The organism is Curtobacterium sp. BRB10, assembly GCF_031844325.1.
In the GTDB taxonomy this organism is placed as follows: Bacteria; Actinomycetota; Actinomycetes; order Actinomycetales; family Microbacteriaceae; genus Curtobacterium; species Curtobacterium poinsettiae_A.
In genome coordinates, this window is sequence record NZ_JAUZVA010000003.1 from 325688 (window position 1) to 342088 (window position 16401).

At 71.8% G+C, this 16401-nt stretch carries 18 protein-coding genes; 6 read left to right on the forward strand and 12 right to left on the reverse strand.

Annotation, left to right across the window (positions count from 1 at the left end; genetic code table 11):
- The 12 genes from Q9R26_RS08335 to Q9R26_RS08390 all read right to left on the reverse strand — a co-directional run bounded on the left by Q9R26_RS08335 (position 1) and on the right by Q9R26_RS08390 (position 10443).
- The gene (locus Q9R26_RS08335) at positions 1-966 is read right to left on the reverse strand and encodes a hypothetical protein (RefSeq protein ID WP_311226998.1); all 966 of its coding nucleotides are present in this window, start codon (positions 964-966) and stop codon (positions 1-3) included.
- On the reverse strand, positions 941-2995 hold the full coding sequence (locus Q9R26_RS08340) for a flagellar biosynthesis protein FlhA (RefSeq protein ID WP_209134477.1): 2055 nt from the start codon (positions 2993-2995) through the stop codon (positions 941-943). Before Q9R26_RS08340 ends, Q9R26_RS08335 begins: the two co-directional genes overlap by 26 nt.
- The gene (locus Q9R26_RS08345) at positions 2992-4185 is read right to left on the reverse strand and encodes an EscU/YscU/HrcU family type III secretion system export apparatus switch protein (protein ID WP_311226999.1); all 1194 of its coding nucleotides are present in this window, start codon (positions 4183-4185) and stop codon (positions 2992-2994) included. Before Q9R26_RS08345 ends, Q9R26_RS08340 begins: the two co-directional genes overlap by 4 nt.
- Positions 4186-4189: 4 nt before the next feature.
- Entirely contained in the window at positions 4190-4948 is a 759-nt protein-coding gene (locus tag Q9R26_RS08350; RefSeq protein WP_311227000.1) for a flagellar biosynthetic protein FliR, read from the reverse strand.
- On the reverse strand, positions 4948-5223 hold the full coding sequence (gene fliQ / locus Q9R26_RS08355) for a flagellar biosynthesis protein FliQ (protein ID WP_182065447.1): 276 nt from the start codon (positions 5221-5223) through the stop codon (positions 4948-4950). The genes Q9R26_RS08350 and fliQ overlap by 1 nt, the downstream gene beginning before the upstream one ends.
- A gap of 9 nt (positions 5224-5232) precedes the next feature.
- Entirely contained in the window at positions 5233-6069 is an 837-nt protein-coding gene (gene fliP, locus Q9R26_RS08360; protein ID WP_027465540.1) for a flagellar type III secretion system pore protein FliP, read from the reverse strand.
- Positions 6066-6626 carry a flagellar biosynthetic protein FliO gene (locus Q9R26_RS08365; protein ID WP_311227001.1) on the reverse strand — a complete coding sequence of 187 codons (561 nt, stop codon included), beginning with the start codon at positions 6624-6626 and terminating at the stop codon, positions 6066-6068. The genes fliP and Q9R26_RS08365 overlap by 4 nt, the downstream gene beginning before the upstream one ends.
- 7 nt (positions 6627-6633) lie before the next feature.
- Positions 6634-7338 carry a flagellar motor switch protein FliN gene (gene fliN / locus Q9R26_RS08370; RefSeq protein WP_111022848.1) on the reverse strand — a complete coding sequence of 235 codons (705 nt, stop codon included), beginning with the start codon at positions 7336-7338 and terminating at the stop codon, positions 6634-6636.
- Complete coding sequence (locus Q9R26_RS08375) at positions 7338-8216, reverse strand: flagellar motor switch protein FliM (protein WP_311227002.1); 879 nt, start codon at positions 8214-8216, stop codon at positions 7338-7340. Before Q9R26_RS08375 ends, fliN begins: the two co-directional genes overlap by 1 nt.
- 166 nt (positions 8217-8382) lie before the next feature.
- Entirely contained in the window at positions 8383-9312 is a 930-nt protein-coding gene (locus tag Q9R26_RS08380) for a flagellar motor protein MotB (RefSeq protein ID WP_311227003.1), read from the reverse strand.
- A gap of 2 nt (positions 9313-9314) precedes the next feature.
- Positions 9315-10139 carry a motility protein A gene (locus Q9R26_RS08385; protein WP_071244627.1) on the reverse strand — a complete coding sequence of 275 codons (825 nt, stop codon included), beginning with the start codon at positions 10137-10139 and terminating at the stop codon, positions 9315-9317.
- 1 nt (position 10140) lies between these two features.
- Positions 10141-10443, reverse strand: a complete 303-nt coding sequence (locus Q9R26_RS08390) for a flagellar FlbD family protein (protein ID WP_182065435.1) — start codon at positions 10441-10443, stop codon at positions 10141-10143.
- A gap of 128 nt (positions 10444-10571) precedes the next feature.
- On the opposite strand from Q9R26_RS08390, the gene Q9R26_RS08395 reads away from it, so the two are divergent.
- The 6 genes from Q9R26_RS08395 (at position 10572) to Q9R26_RS08420 (ending at position 16346) form a co-directional block, all read left to right on the forward strand.
- A complete protein-coding gene (locus Q9R26_RS08395; RefSeq protein ID WP_311227004.1) occupies positions 10572-11651 on the forward strand; it encodes a hypothetical protein in 1080 nt (359 codons plus the stop codon).
- A gap of 109 nt (positions 11652-11760) precedes the next feature.
- Complete coding sequence (locus tag Q9R26_RS08400) at positions 11761-12600, forward strand: DUF4397 domain-containing protein (RefSeq protein ID WP_311227005.1); 840 nt, start codon at positions 11761-11763, stop codon at positions 12598-12600.
- Between the two features lie 14 nt (positions 12601-12614).
- A complete protein-coding gene (locus Q9R26_RS08405; protein WP_311227006.1) occupies positions 12615-13247 on the forward strand; it encodes a class F sortase in 633 nt (210 codons plus the stop codon).
- 68 nt (positions 13248-13315) lie between these two features.
- Positions 13316-13861, forward strand: coding sequence for an RNA polymerase sigma factor (locus Q9R26_RS08410; protein WP_071244624.1), 546 nt, complete (start codon positions 13316-13318; stop codon positions 13859-13861).
- Complete coding sequence (locus Q9R26_RS08415) at positions 13858-14667, forward strand: anti-sigma factor domain-containing protein (protein WP_311227007.1); 810 nt, start codon at positions 13858-13860, stop codon at positions 14665-14667. Before Q9R26_RS08410 ends, Q9R26_RS08415 begins: the two co-directional genes overlap by 4 nt.
- 110 nt (positions 14668-14777) lie before the next feature.
- Entirely contained in the window at positions 14778-16346 is a 1569-nt protein-coding gene (locus Q9R26_RS08420; RefSeq protein WP_176708770.1) for a UDP-N-acetylglucosamine 1-carboxyvinyltransferase, read from the forward strand.
- Positions 16347-16401: the final 55 nt, after the last annotated feature.

Here is a 16401-nt window from a genome sequence, read left to right on the forward strand (position 1 = left end):
TCAGCCTAGCGACACGACGGGGAGCCCCAGCAGGTCCACCGACCCGGGCGTGGCGGTCTCGCCCGCACCGATCGCGACGACGCCGACCACGGGCAGCCTCGAGGCCACCGCGTCCACCATCGCGGCCGAGTCCGCGGGCTTCCGCCCGACGTCGACCACGACCCACACCTGGTCGGCCTGCAGCGCGTCGCCGGTCACCCGGTCGTCCCACGCGGCGACGGCGAGCACGGCGTGACCGTCGCGGACACCGTCGGCCCGCGCCAGGATCGCCGCACGGCGGTCGGCGGCGTCCGTCGGCCGGAGCGCGTGCCGCACCGCGAAGAGCCCGGCGGCCGCGTCGACGTCGTTCGGCCGCCCGACCAGGAGCACCAGGTCACCGTCCGCGGACCGGACGGCCGGCGCGGTGGAACGGGCCACCGGTGCGGGCGATGGCGCGTCGAGGACGCGGGACGGGCCTCCCGACCGGGTCTCGACGACCGGCTGCGCGACGGCCGCCGCCCGCGTGCCGACCACCGTCTGCGCGTCGACGGCGGCCTGGAGGCGCGGGTCGACCCCGGCGGGCACGTCCGGATCGGACCGCGAGCGCGCCGGGCGCGGGGCGCTCGGCGTGATCCCGTCCGCCTGGAACCCGTCGAGCACCGACGCGAAGGCGTCGGCCCGCGTCGTCGCGGTGCCGTCGGTGCCCGCGATGCGTGCCTCGGCCGCCTCGGCGTCGGCGAGCAGCGCGGCGATGCCGACGCGCTGCACGGGCGAGTCGGCGATGGCCACACGGGCGACGGGCTGGTCCCCCGGTTCCGGCACCTCGACGGTCGCCTCGACGTGCGCCTTGCGGAACAGTCCGCCGAAGCCCGGCGTGGTCACGCGTTCGGCCGCGACGATGCGCGCACCCGCGCCGAACTCGGTCCGGACCGCGTCGCGGACCGACTCGAGCGTGGCGCCGCTACGCTGCAATCGGGTCGGCGGCACGGACCACTCCCACGGTCTCGATGGTGGCGCCCGCGGCGGTGGCTTCCTGGTACGACAGCACCGGGAGCCCGTTCGACTGGGCGGCGACCATGCGGTGCACGGCCGGTCGGAGCTGCGGGGCGCAGACCAGGACGGCGGAGAGCCCCTGGTCCTCCACGGAGCGGACGGCGTCGCGGACGGAGCCCAGGACCTGCTCGATGCGGTGCGCGTCGAGCACGATCTGGCTGCCCTGCTCGGACGGCCGGAGCCCCTCGAGCATCGACTGCTCGAGCATCGGGTCGATCATGATGACACGCAGGGTGCCGGCGTCGGTGTGCCGGGCGGCGAGGGCCGGTCCGAGGGCCGCACGGGCGGACTCGACGAGCCCCTCGGGGTCGGTCGACACCTTGGCGCGGAGCGTGAGGGCCTCGCAGATCCGTCCGAGGTCGTTGATCGGCACGCGCTCGGCGAGCAGGCCCTGCAGCACCCGCTGCAGTTCGGCCATCGAGAGCATGCCGGGGACGAGTTCCTCGACCGCGGCAGGGTTGACCTGCTTGACGCCCTCGGTCAGGACCTTGACGTCCTCGCGGGTGAGCAGGCGTGCCGCGTTGTCGCCGATGACCGCCTGCAGGTGGGTGACGAGCACCGAGACCCGGTCGATCACGGTCGCGCCGGTCATCTCGGCGGCGTGCCGGAGCTCGGCGGGCACCCACTTGCCGGTCAGACCGAAGACCGGCTCGACGGTCGAGGTGCCGGGAAGGCCGTCCAGGTGGTCGCCGAGCGCCAGGACGCTGCGGGCGGGCGCGGTGCCCCGACCTGCCTCGACGCCGGCGATCCGGATGGCGTAGGTCGACGGCGGCAGGTCGATCGAGTCGCGGGTGCGCACCGGCGGGACGACGATGCCCATGTCGATCGCGATCTTGCGGCGGAGCGCACGCACCCGACCGAGCAGGTCGTCGGAGGCGCCGGACACCATGTCGACGAGGTCGGGCGCGAGCAGGATCTCGAGGGCGTGCACGCGCATCTGCTCGAGCAGGTCCTCCGGGGTGTCGCCGGTCGGTGCAGCCGCCGCGAGTGCCTGCTGCTGGGCGGCGTCGGCCTCGGCCCGGGCGGCGTTCCGGCCGATGCGCCAGCCCGTGACGAGCAGGGTCGCACCGACGAGCAGGAAGGGCAGGATCGGCATGCCCGGGATGAAGCCCATCGCGATCGCGGCGACACCGGCGATCATCAGCGCGTTCCGGGACTGCGACAGCTGCGTCGCGGCCGAGGAACCCATCTCGGACTCCGCGCCGGACCGGGTGACGATCATGCCGGTCGACACCGCCATGAGCAGCGCGGGGATCTGCGTGACCAGGCCGTCGCCGATCGTCAGGATGCCGTACTTCGACAGGGCGTCGGTGACGGACAGCCCGTTCTGCAGCATGCCGATCGCGATGCCGCCGACCAGGTTGATGATGATGATGAGGATGCCGGCGATCGCGTCGCCCTTGACGAACTTCGACGCACCGTCCATCGCGCCGTAGAAGTCGGCCTCGGCGGACACCGCGGCGCGGCGCTCCTTCGCCTGCTCGTCGGTGATGAGCCCGGCGTTCAGGTCGGCGTCGATCGCCATCTGCTTACCCGGCATCGCGTCGAGGGTGAAGCGTGCCCCGACCTCGGCGACGCGCTCGGCGCCCTTCGTCACCACGACGAACTGGATGACGATGAGGATCAGGAAGATGACCGCGCCGATGATGATCGACCCGGAGACGGCGACGTGGCCGAACGCCTGGATGACGTCACCGGCGAACCCCTCGCCGAGCACCAGCCGGGTGGACGCCACGTTCAGGCCGAGCCGGAACAGCGTCGCGACGAGCAGCAGGGACGGGAACACCGAGAAGTCGAGCGGCTTCTTCACGAACAGCGTCGTGAGCAGGATCACCAGTGCCAGCAGGATGTTGATGATGATCAGGAAGTCGAGCAGGAAGGACGGCACCGGCAGGATCAGCAGCAGGATGATGCCGACGATGAACACCGGGACGACGAGCTTCGGCAGGTCCTTGCGGTTCATGCGGGGAGTCCTTCGGTCTGGTTCTCGGCGATGCGCGGTGTGCGGAGCTTGCGGGGGCGGAGGTCCCCGGTCAGGGTGGCGGGGTCGATGACGCTCGCGACCTCGTCCGGTGTGGTCGGTCGCGGCGGCGCGTGTGTGCCGGCCGCGGTGCCGCGGGCCTTGAGCGCCATCACGAAGGACAGGACGCGGGCAACCGGGGTGTACAGGTCGACGGGGATCTCGTGCCCGAGCTCGCACGCGGCGTGCAGTGCCCGGGTCAGCGGGACGTCGCGGACGATCGGCACCCGCTCCTCCTCGGCACGGGAGCGGATGACGTCGGCGACCGGGCCGGCCCCCTTCGCCACCACGCGTGGCGCGGACTTCCCGGGCTCGTACTTGATCGCGACGGCGTAGTGGGTGGGGTTCGTCATCACGACGTCCGCGGTGCCGATGGCCTGGATCATCCGGTTGCGGCTCATCGCGAGCTGACGGGACCGGCGCTGCGACTTCACCAACGGGTCGCCGTCGCTCCGCTTGTTCTCGTCCTTGACCTCGCGCTTGGTCATCATCGTGCGCTTCCGGTTGCGGCGGATCACGACGAACACGTCGAGTGCTGCGAGGACGAGCCCGGCGACGATCGCGGCGCGCAGCAGGGTGCCCGACCCGGCGGCGGCGGCCTCGAGCACGGCCGACAGCGGCAGCGAGCCGCTCGTCATCAGCACCGGCATGAGTCCCTGCACCGCGAACCACAGGACGAGCCCGACGACGGCGGTCTTCAGCAGCGCCTTCGCCCCGTTCCAGAGCGCCTGGGTGCCGAAAACGCGCTTCAGTCCGGCGACTGGATCGAAGTGGTCGGGATGCGGCGTCATCTTGCGGAAGTGCACCCCGCCCTGCGTGACGGCGGCGGCGAGCACCGCGACCGCGACGACCGCGAGCATCGGGCCGAGGGTCGCCCCCATCGATCCGAGGGCGTCGGCGAGCAGGGCCCGCACGGCACCGAGCTCCGGGTCCTCGATGACCCGCTGCACGGCGAGGAGCTGGTCCTGCCCGGCGGCCGCGGCGTTGCCGATCGCGGCCGGGATCATGAGCGCCGCGACGGCGATCCCGATCCATGCCCCGAGGTCCTGCGAGCGACCGATCTGGCCCTTCTCGTGGACCTCGCGCATCCGCTGCTGGGTTGCCTGTTCGGAACGTTCCCCGCTGTCGGACACGTCGTCACCCCCGTCCCGTGATCGCCTCGACGGCGTCGCCGGTCAGCGACGACACCACCGAGGGCAGGGCCATGAAGAGCGCGCCGGCGAACAGGACGGTCAGGCCGATCTTGATCGGGAAGCCCATCTGGAACGCGTTGAGCGCCGGTGCCACGCGGGTCAGCAGCCCGAGGCCGACGTCGGCCAGGAACAGCACGACGACGAGCGGACCGGCGATCTGCAGGGTGGCGAGGAACATCTGCGACATCGCGGTCACGAGCATCGACGCGAGCCCGTCCACCGCGAAGGTGCCGGTGAGCGGCACGGCGTCGAACGACCGCACCAGACCACCGACGATGAGCTGGTAGCCGCCCGAGGTGAAGAGCAGCGCGAGCGCGGTCATCTGGAACAGGCGGGTGAACTGGGCGCCGTTGACCTGGGACTGCGGGTCGAACGCCTGCGCGAGCGTGAACCCGCCGAACAGGTCGATGAGCGCACCCGCCGACTGCACGGCGGCGAACACCAGGAACACCAGGAACCCGAGGGACAGCCCGACGACGAGCTGGCTGAGCAGGGCGAGCAGGAACGGCCCCGTGTCGAGTGACTCGTAGCCGACGGCGACGCGCGGGGCGACACCGATGGCGAGCCCCAGCCCGAGGATCACCTTGACCGTGCCGGGGAACGCCCGGTACGAGAACGGCGGTGCGATGACGAAGAACGCGACGAGCCGGACGCCGGCGAGCATGGTCGCCTCCAGACGGTCGGCGTCGATGCTGAGCTCCATCAACCGGCCCCGAGCAGCTTCGGGATCATGTCGAAGGCGACGTGCGTGAACGCGATCATCTCCGAGATCATCCAGTTGCCGCAGATCACCAGGGCGATCGCGACGGCGACGGCCTTCGGCACGAACGAGAGCGTGACCTCCTGGATCTGCGTCACCGACTGGAACAACGAGATCGCGAAGCCGACGACGAGCGAGGTGACGAGGACCGGGGCGGCGAGCTTGCCGGACACCAGGAGCGCCTGGAGCACGAGGTCGATGACGGCCTGCTGGTTCATGCGTGCCCCCTAGACAACGTGGTAGCTCTCGATGAGCGACGTGATGATGAGGCCCCAGCCGTCGACCAGCACGAAGAGCAGGATCTTGAACGGCAGCGAGATCATGACCGGCGGGAGCATCATCATGCCCATCGACATCAGGGCCGCGGAGACGACGAGGTCGATCACCAGGAACGGGATGAAGATGACGAACCCGATGATGAACGCGCTGCGGAGCTCGGAGATGATGAACGCCGGGATCACCGTCGTCATCGGCACGTCCGCCATCGACTTCGGGTTGTCGAGCCCGGCGGCGCGGGTGATCAGGGCGACGTCCTCGTCGCGGGTCTGGTGGAGCATGAAGGTCCGCAGGGGCTTCGTGCCGATCTCGACCGCCTGGTTGAAGTCGAGGTGCCCGGCCAGGTAGGGCTGCAGGGCGTCGTCGTTGATGTGCCCGAGCACCGGTGCCATCACGAACAGCGACAGGAACAGTGCCAGTCCGGCGATCACCTGGTTCGGCGGGATCGACTGCAGCCCGAGCGCGTTCCGCGTCATCGCGAGCACGACGAAGATCTTCGTGAACGACGTCATCATGAGCATCAGCGCGGGCGCGACGCTCAGCAGCGTGATGCCGATGAGCGTCACCACGGCCGACGACGGGGTGCCGTCCGGGCCGTTCACGCTGACGCTGAAGTCACCGGTCGCGGGGGCGGTCGGGGTCGCCGGGGCGGTGGGTTCGACGACACCGGCGGCGTGCGCACCGGTCGTCGTGAGCATCAGGAACCCGGCCACGACCGCCAGGCCGAGCAGGACGAGGGCGACGAGTCGACCCGACCGTGCCAGCCGGTGCGGCCCTGCCGCGGTCACCCGGCCCGCCGGTTCCGCAGCGCGGCCGCGGCCTGGCGCCAGGTGTCGACCGACAGGATCGAGCCCTGCAGCTGCTGGGCGCTCGGCACGGCGCGCTGCGGGCGACGGTTGCGCGGGCGCATCGGCAACGGCGCGACGGCGCTGGTCGCGTCGGTCGCCCGGGTCACGTCGTCCGTGCCTGCCGGGAGGCCCGTGGCCGCGTCCGACTGCTGTGCGAGTTCGCGACCGAACGCGTCGGCCGACGGGGCGGGACGCACGGGCAGCGCCACCGGTCCGGTCACGATGGTGAGTTCCGGCGCGGGCGCCTGCCCGCTGGTGAGCAGGTTGACGCCGTGCTCGGACACGCCGAGCACGAGCCGCTCCCCCTCGACGTCGACCACGACGACGCTCGCCTTGCCACCGATGCCCTGCCGACCGACGACCTCGACGGTCGCCGCACGACGGCCAGACGGCTTGCCCGAGAAGCGCTTGCGGCTCGCGCGGTGCAGCACCCACATGAGGGCGAGCACGACGCCGAGCGAGAGCGCGACGCGGAGGGTGACGACCAGGGTGTCCACGTGCGGATCAGACCGTCTCGGCGACGTCGAGGATGCGGGTGATCCGGACCGCGTAGTCCTGGTCGACGACGACGACCTCGCCGTGCGCGATGAGGCGGCCGTTCAGCAGGACGTCGGCGGGGGCGCCGGCACTGCGGTCGAGCTCGACGACGGCGCCGGGCTCCATGCCGAGCACGTCGCGGACCGACATCCGGGTGCGGCCGATCTCGACCGTCAGGGTCATCTCGACGTTGTTGATCCGGCCGAGGTTGCCGGCGGGCAGGTTCGCCACGACCGGTGCGGACACCGTGCCGTTCTCGCGGATCCGGATGCCGAACCACCCGGCGGGCAGGCCACCGGCGGTGAGTTCGAACACGACGGTGTCCGGGTCGGCCAGCAGCGACGCGGCCGACTCGCGGTTCGCCTCGCCGAGCACGCCGACGCCGAGGACCCCGGCCGCGGCCTCGAGCGACGGACGCAGCACGTCCGTGACGGCCACGATGCCGTGGTCGGTGCCTCCGGCGGCCGTGATCGACTCGAGGTCGGTGAGCACGAGCGCCAGGTCGGCCGAAAGGCCGCCGACGAACGACGCGACCACGGCGTCCGTCGCGGCGTCGAGCACGACCGGTGTCGCGCCTCCAGGCAGGAGCACCGCGGTCAAGGGGGCGGCCGTCGGGAGCTGCGCCGCGAGCGACTCGGCCGCTGCGGTGTGGAGGGTGGTCGTTTCGGTCATCAGTGCTGCTCCGTGCTCGTGGTGGTGACGACGATGCCGGCGAGGCGCGAGCCGTTCGCGCCGACCGCGGCGGTGCCGACGGGTTCGCCGTCGACCGCGATGGTGAGGGGCCGGTGCTGCGGGTGCGGCAGCGGCAGGACGTCGCCGACCGCGAGCCGCAGGACCTGCGTCGGCAGGACCCCGGCCGGGGCGAAGCGCAGGCTGACGCCCACGGGCACGCTCTCGAGCTGCGCGTCGAGCAGGGCTCGGGCGTCGGCGGGCGACACGTGCGCGGCGGCCTCGCCGAGCTGCGGCAGGACGGCCTCGGCCGGCAGCGCCAGCGTGCCGGGGGCGATGCGGTCGCCGACCCGGATCGAGAACGAGGCGACGATCACCAGGTCGCCCTTCTGCGCGGCCTGGGCGAACTGGCTGTTGAACTGGAACCCGCCGACCGTGACGTCCTGCGCGAGCAGCCCGCCGAACGAGTAGCGGAGGTCGTCGAGGGCGTCCTCGACGATCTTGCGGACCAGGGCCTGCTCGATGGGCGTGAAGGTGCGGTCCGGCGTCGGCAGCGGCTTCGAGGCGCCCAGTGCGTGCGACACCCACGTGAGCGCAGCGTCGAGCGGGACCTGCAGCACGCCCTTCGGGGTCAGGCCCGTGATCGGCAGCAGCACCATGCCGGTGAGCGCGGGCAGCGACGCGGCGTACTCGTCGTACGTCGTCATCTCCACCTGCTCGCAGGTGACCTGGCTGACCGCGCGGACCTTCGCCGTCAGCTGCGTGCCCCACTGGCGGGCGAACGTCTCGAAGGCGAGCTCGAGGACCCGGGCGTGCTCACGGGCCAGCGTCGACGGGCGCGCGAAGTCGTACACCTCGGGCGCTGGCAGGGTCTCGGTCACGGGTGCGTCTATCGGTCACCTGTGGGCCACCCGTCAGTGCTGTACCCCGTAGTGGGGCGGTGGCGTCAGCGCTGCCGCGCGCCGCGCGCCGCGTGTCTCGGCCCTGTTGCACCCCGTGTCTCGGCCCTGTTGCACCCCGTGTCTCAGCCCTGCTGCGCTCCCTGTCTCAGCCCTGCTGCGCTCCGTCCTGTGCCTTCGCCAGCGCCGGCATGAGTGCGCTGACGTCCTGGTCGGCGTTCGACAGGACCACGATGTCGACCCGACGGTTCAGCGCGAGGTCCTGTTCGGTGCCGCCCTTCGCCAGCGGTCGGCTCGACCCGAAGCCGACGCTCTGCACGTGGTCGCCGGGCATCCCGCCCCGCTCGACCAGGTCGCGCAGGACCCCGGTCGCCCGGGCGGCGCTGAGCTCCCAGTTGGTGGCGTACGGCGCGGTCGAGTTCCGCTGGTCGGCGTGCCCCTCGACGCTGACGTCGTGGTCGGAGGTCTTCAGCACCGGCGCGATGGCGTCCATGATCGACCGCGCCTGGTCGGACAGGTCCGCGCTGTTCGTGCCGAAGTACGTCTCGCTGCCGATCAACCGGACGATCAGACCGCGGGCGTCCACGGTGAACTGGACGTTCTCGGTCTGGCCCGCCTTCGCCAGGTTGTGCTGGATCGCACGCTCGAGCTTCGTCAGGTCGTCGAGCTCGCGCTTCGCCTCGGCGAGGTCCTGCTTCGTCGCCGTCGTCGGCACCACCGTCGACGCGGGGTCGACGTTGGTGTCCTTCGTGCCCGACGAGGCGGTCGAGTGGTCGGCCTGGGACTTGTCCGTCGAGTAGCCGGATCCGTCCTCGACCTGGTCCTTCGTCACGACGGTGCCGCTCGCGGTGTCGATCTTCTGCGAGTCGACCTCGCCGAAGCCGGTGGCGAGCGACTGCTTCAGCTGGATGTACTTCTCCTGGTCGACGGTGGACATCGCGAAGAGCACGAGGAACATGCACATCAGCACCGTGATCATGTCCATGTACGACGCCATCCAGCGCTCGTCGGGGTGCTCGGCCTCGTCGTGGGACTTCTTCGCGCGACCGCGGCCGCGGCCCCGGGGGTCGGCGCTCACGGTCAGGCCGCCAGCTGCTGGTCGTCGGCCGCGTCGGCCTTCTTGCCGGCCTTGCCGGCCTTGCCACCCGTGTCGGCGCGGGCGGCGGGCGGGACCATGGCCTTCAGCCGCTCACCGAGCAGGCGGGGCTGGCTGCCGGCCTGCACCGCGAGCAGCCCTTCCATCAGGAGCGTCTGGCGGTCCGACTCGAGCTGGGCGAGCTTGCGGAGCTTGCCGCCGATCGGCAGCCACATGAAGTTCGCGGTCAGCAGGCCCCACAGGGTGGCGACGAAGGCGCTGGCGATCAGCGGTCCGAGCTCGTCGGGCTTGCCGAGGTTCGCGAGCACGTGGGTCAGCGAGACCACGGTGCCGATGATGCCGACGGTCGGGGCGAAGCCGCCGAGGCCCATGAAGAACGCGCTCGCGCTCCGGGTCGGGGCCGCGTTCGACTCGATCTCGTCCTCGAGCAGGATCCGCAGCTCGTCGCCGTCGGTGCCGTCCGCGATGTTCTGCAGTGCCTTCTTCATGAACGGGTCGTCGTGCTTGTCGGCCTCCTGCTCGAGGGCGAGCAGGCCGTTCGCGCGGGCGGTCTCGGCGAGCCCGACGACGTCGTCGATGACCGACGCCGGCGGGGTGACCTTGCCGGTGAACGCCTTCGGGACCGCCTTGAAGCTGGCGATCGCGTCCTTCAGCGTGGTGCTCGCGATGCCGCAGCCGATGGTGGCGCCGAACACGAGCAGCATCGGGGCGGGCAGGAAGAGTCCACCGAGCTCGACGTGCTCCATCTGGACCATGCCGAACAGGGCGCCGAAGGCGAGCAGGATGCCGACGATCGTTGCGATGTCCACGTCAGCGACCCCCGTCCAGCGCGCGGCCGTGCTGCGTGGAGCGGAGCGCGGCGACCGGGGCGAGCGTGGGCTGCGGGCCGGTGTTCGTGTTCGAGCGGGGGGCCTGGTCGGTGCCGTAGGCCATGCCGACGATGCGTGCGCGGTACGCGGCGATCAGGTCGATGACGTCGGCCATCGACTCCCGCACGATGTACTTCGCGCCGTCGACCATGATGAGCGTCGTGTCCGGCGTCTCCTGGATGCGCTCCACGAGATCGGGGTTCACAGCGAATCCGCTGCCGTTCAGTCGTGTGACGACGATCATGGCCCGTCCTGGTTCTCGATCGTCCCGCCGCCGTCCGTGGGGCGGGATGCGGGCCCGTCCGTGGGCCTGCACGGAGGACTATCGGCGGGTGCGACGGGTGCGTTAGCGGCCGTCACTAGCCTGGTTCGGTGATCGATGCCTCGGACCTGCTCGCCCACCCGCGTGGCCGGCGCTTCTGCCTGGAACTCGTCAGCGGTGTCCAGGACCCCGACGACCCGGCCGCCCAGCGACTCGGCGACCTGCTCTTCTGGGCGGAGCACCATCTCGGCGTCGAACGCGGCGACGGCCGAACGCTCTTCGGCATCGGTGGTGCGGTCGAACCCGAGCCGGCTCCGGACCTGGCAGCAGTGGCGAGCGCTCTCGCGGCGGTGTCCCTGCCGCCGGTGGGCGAGGACGACGTCGTGGTCGCGCTCGAGTCGACTGCGGACAGTGCGCTGTGGTGGCAACAACCCGATGCGCTGGACGCGCTCCTCGCTCGGACGGAACTGCTCGCCGCGCTCCGACGGCTCGCTCGGTGGGCTGTCGACAGCCCGGTCGTGCGCCGGCTCTTCGACCCGCAGGGCGGAGCATGGACCGTCGAGTTCGACGAGGACGACCAGCCCCGACGTCCGGGAGCGGCAGAGGCGCTCGCCGACTGGTCCCAGGAGCTGCGTCGTGAGGACTCCGGAGGGAACCCGGGGGTGGCCAGCGGGGTGTGGTGGACGACCCCGCCGTGGCCGCTCGCGCAGCACACGCGAGCGCCGTTCCCGTCCGCCGGGCCGCTGGCACTCTGGGCGGTCGAGGACTCCTTCGGGCAGGAACACGCCGTCGTCTCGGCCGTGCCCCCCGATGCCGCGGCGCGCGTGTGCACCGTCGACGGTCCCGCCGACTGGGCTGCGCTGTGCCGCCGATGGCCGCTCGACGTGACGCGGACCACCCGACGGAACGACTGGGCCGTGGCGACCGGACGGCAGGGTGACTGGGTGCTGCCGGACTGGTCCGCGGTGGCCACCGAGTACGACGTCGTGCACCTGACCGTCGCGGGCTGGTTCCGCACGTCCGGGCTCGCCGTGCCGGTCGACGGCAGCCGCGCGAGCGTCGTCGCAGGGTGGACGCCGGACTCCGCGTACCGGCTCACCGACCGGGGAGCCGGGGACGAGGCCGTCACGGGCGATCCCGAGACCTGGTCGCGTCCGGGCAACGCAGGGGTCTGGCGCCGTCTCAGCTGATCCCCAGGAAATCGCTGCATCCGATCGGGCTGCTCCGGCGGTAGTGGGGGTACGACGTCGAGGACGACGTCGTCCGCACCGGCCCGGACAGGCCCGAAGGAGACACGTCATGCGCAAGACACTCGCCACCGGCCTCAGCGCCGGTGTCCTGTTCGCCGCCGCTGCGGCCGTACTGCCCGCGACCGCTGCGACCGCCGCCACCGGCGAGGCGACGCTCTCGGTCCTCCACGCCGTGCCGGACGTCACCGTCGACGTCTACCTCGACGGCGAACGTGCCATCGACGACTTCACCCCGGGCACCCTCGCCGGCCCGATGATGGTGCCGGCCGGTGCACACCAGCTCGCGATCACCGCCTCGGACGCCACCGACGCGTCGAAGCCGATCATCGGCCCGGCGGACGTCTCGTTCGACGCCGGTGGCAACTACACCGCCGTCGCCCACGACGCCACGGACGGGTCACCCACCGCCACGGTGTTCACCAACGACACCTCGGCCGTCGCGGCCGGCCAGGGACGCCTGGTCGTCCGGCACGTCGCCGCCGCACCGGCCGTCGACGTCCTCGCCGGTGGGAAGGCCGTCGTGTCGAACCTGTCGAACCCCGACGAGCAGGCACTCGAGCTGCCGGCCGGCACCGTGTCGGCGACCGTCGCCGCCACCGGGACCACCGACCCCGTGATCGGCCCGGCGGACGTCGCGGTCACCGCGGGCTCGTCGACCATCGTCTACGCCTGGGGCAGCCTGGACGACGACGACCTCGCCCTCGCCACGCAGACGATCGCGGACCTCGCTGGCACGCCGAACGGCGTCCCCGCCGGGAACGCCGGTCTCGTGGCCACGAACGACCAGGACCCCCTGCCCCTGGTCGGCGCAGCGGCGGCCGCACTGGCCGCCGCTGCCGCGATCGGGGCCGTGGTGCTCCGCCGCCGGCACGCGGCGACCCGCCGCTGAACGTGCCACGCCCCGTGCGGTCCGCCACGGTGACGCTCGTCGTCGCCGTGGCGGCCGCCGCCCTGACCGGGTGCTCGTCGGCCGGGACCACCCCCGGCGGGCAGCCGTCCGTCCTGCCGACCACCACGCCCACACCGGTCCCGTCCGCGTTCTCGACCGAGGTACCGCAGCAGGCCGCGACCATCCCCCCGGTCCGGGACGCCCCCGCCCCGACCACCATCACCGTCGACCACGCGGGCATCAGCGCGCCGATCCGCCCCGAGGGGGTCGACGAGGACGGCGCGATGGCGCTCCCGCCCGACCCGGCGACCGCGGGCTGGTACCGCTTCGGTGCCGCACCGTCGTCCGCCGAGGGCACCGTCGTCATCGCGGCCCACGTCGACGCGGTCGGCTACGGCATCGGCCCGTTCTCACGGCTCGGCGACGCCCCGTCCGGCACCCGGGTCACCCTGACCGACGCGGACGGTGCCGAGACCACGTGGCGGATCGACTCCGTCAGCATGCTCGAGAAGCAGGGACTCCCCTGGGGCGAGGTGTTCCGTGACGACGGACCACGACGGCTCGTCCTGGTGACCTGCGGCGGGACCTTCGACGCAGCCACCGAACACTACGAGAGCAACCTCGTCGTCACCGCGGTCCCAGCCTGACCGTGGCGACGATCCGCCCCCTACGATCGGATCGTGGTCGACGACGACCACGCCAGCGACAGGAAGACGTGACGACCATCCTCCCGGACGACAGCGAGCTCTCGGACGCGTTCCGCGCCGGGGGCGAACACGCCCTGCGGGCCGTCTACGAACGGTGGTCGTCGCTCGTGTACTCGCTGGCCCTGCGTGCCCTGGCCGACCCGGCCGCCGCGGAGGACGTCACACAGCAGGTCTTCGTGAAGGCCTGGCAGCGCAGCACGAGCTACGACCCCGGCCGCGCCCCGCTCGGCGCATGGCTGGTCGGCATCACCCGGAACTGCATCGCCGACGCGCAGAACGAGCGCCGACGGCACGCCAGCGCCGCCGACCCGGACGTGGTCGAGGAGACCACCCCGGCGCCGGAACCGGCCTTCGACCTGGCCGAGCGCGCACTCGTCGCCGGCGAGCTCGAGCGGCTCGACGAGGTCCCACGACGCGTGATGCGGCTGGCGTTCTACGACGACCTCAGCCATCGTGAGATCGCCGAACGGCTCGAACTGCCGCTCGGCACCGTCAAGAGCCACATCCACCGAAGTCTGGCTCGGCTCCGAACACGTCTGGAGGTGATCGAATGAAGCACGTCGACGACGAGACGCTGGCGATGCTCGCGGTCTCCGACCAGGTCGCCGCGGACGACGTCGCCGAACACCTGGCGTCGTGCGACCGGTGCCGCGACGAAGTGGCCGCGCTGCAGCGGGTCGCCGCGGTGACCCGCGCGTCCGAGGACGTCACGCTCGCGGCGCCCCCGGAGCACGTGTGGGACCGGATCGCGGCCGAGATCGCCCGGACGCCACAACAGGCTGCGGTGCCGGCGACCGAACCCGGACGAGCGGGCGAACACGCATCCGAAGGGGCGGCCGTCGGCAGCCGGTCCGACGCGGAGCACCACGCCGGGGCCCGCCGGCCCGGATCCCGTCCGCGTCGTCGCCGAACCCTCGCCACCGCGATCGCCGGCGTCGGCGTGCTCGCCGTCGTCCTCGGCATCGGTGTGGCGTCGGGGATCGTCCCCGGACTCCCCCGCGGCGACACCGAGACCGTCCTGGCGAACACCGAGCTCGAAGCGCTGCCCGGTTGGTCGGGGACGACCGGCCGTGCCGAGCTCGAACGTGACCGGGACGGCCGGGTGACCCTGCTCGTCGACCTGCACGGAGAGCGTGGTCGCTCCGGCACCGGTCCGCTGCGCGAGGTCTGGATGATGCGGTCGGACCTCGGCGGACTGGTGAGCGTCGGCTACCTCGACGGCGACCAGGGCCGCTTCACGGTGCCCGACGGCGTCGACACCGCGGAGTTCCCGGTCGTGGACGTCTCGGCCGAGGCCGACGACGGTGATCCGGCGCACTCCGGTGACTCCATCGTCCGGGGCACCCTGACCGATCCCTGAGCAGTTTCGTCCCCCGAAATTCCCAACTGTGACGTATTCGAGACCTCCGGGCGCGCGTCGGGGGCCGATCTTCCACTGCTTTATCTCATGAGCGTGTTAGCGTGGCGCGCATGACCGACACCACCACCGTCGTCTCGCCGGCATCTCCGGCGACCGCAGCACCCCTCCGTGAGGTCGGCGCCCTGATCCGGGGCGCCCGCAAGGGCCGCAGCATGACGCAGGCCCAACTCGCCGAACGCGTCGGCACCAGCCAGAGCGCGATCAACCGCATCGAGCAGGGCGGCCAGAACCTGTCCCTCGAGATGCTCACCCGCATCAGCGACGCCCTCGACCAGCAGATCGTCTCGATCGGCGGCGCCCCGCAGCGTGCCCACCTGCGCGTCCAGGGCGGCCGGAAGCTCAGCGGCTCCATCGCGGTGAACTCGAGCAAGAACGCCGCCGTGGCACTGCTCTGCGCCTCGCTGCTCAACCGCGGCGTGACCCGACTGCACAAGGTCGCCCGGATCGTCGAGGTCGACCGCATCATCGACGTGCTCCGCAGCCTCGGCGCGAGCGTCACCTGGTCGGAAGACGGCGAGACCCTCGAGATCGTCGCCCCCGACGACCTGCACCTCGACGCGATCGACGCCGACGCCGCCCGCCGCACCCGCAGCGTGCTCATGTTCCTCGGCCCGCTCAGCGGCCGGTACGAGTCCTTCCGTCTGCCCTACGCCGGCGGCTGCGACCTCGGCACCCGAACGGTCGAGCCGCACCTCATCGCACTGCGTCCGTTCGGCGTGGACGTCGAGGCGACCTCCGGTTGGTACGAGGTCGACGTCGCCAACCAGGCCGTCCCCACCAAGTCGGTCGTGCTCACCGAGCGCGGCGACACCGTGACCGAGAACGCGATCCTGGCCGCTGCTGCCCGCGACGGCGAGACCGTCATCCGGAACGCCAGCCCCAACTACATGGTGCAGGACCTCTGCTTCTTCCTCGAGCTGCTCGGGGTGCAGATCGAGGGCATCGGCACCACCACGCTCCGCATCACCGGCAAGAGCCGCATCGACGAGGTCGTGGACTACTGGCCGAGCGAGGACCCGGTCGAGGCGATGAGCCTGCTGACCGCCGGCATCGTCACCGCGTCGACCCTCACCGTGACGCGTGCGCCGATCGAGTTCCTCGAGATCGAGCTCGCGACCCTGGCCGAGATGGGCCTGCGCTTCGACGTCAGCGAGGAGTACGCCGCCGCCAACGGCCGTACCCGCCTCGTCGACATCACGGTGCACCCGTCCGAGCTGCATGCGCCGATCGACAAGATCCACGCGATGCCGTTCCCCGGCCTGAACATCGACAACCTGCCGTTCTTCGTCGTCATCGCGGCCATGGCCGAGGGCACCACGCTCGTGCACGACTGGGTGTACGAGGGCCGGGCGATCCACCTGCTCGACCTCACCCGCCTGGGCGCGAGCGTCACCCTGCGTGACCCGCACCGCCTCGACGTCACCGGTCCGACGCACTTCTCGGGTGCCGAGATCAGCTGCCCGCCGGCGCTGCGGCCCGCCGTGGTGATCCTGCTGGCGATGCTCGCGGCGAAGGGTGAGAGCGTCCTGCGCAACGTCGGCATCATCGCCCGTGGCTACGAGCAGCTGCAGGAGCGCCTCAACTCGCTCGGCGCGTCCATCGAGACGTTCCACGACTGACGCTGAACCCCCGCAAGACACCGGTGTTCGCCGGTTGAACACGCGCAGACCGCGG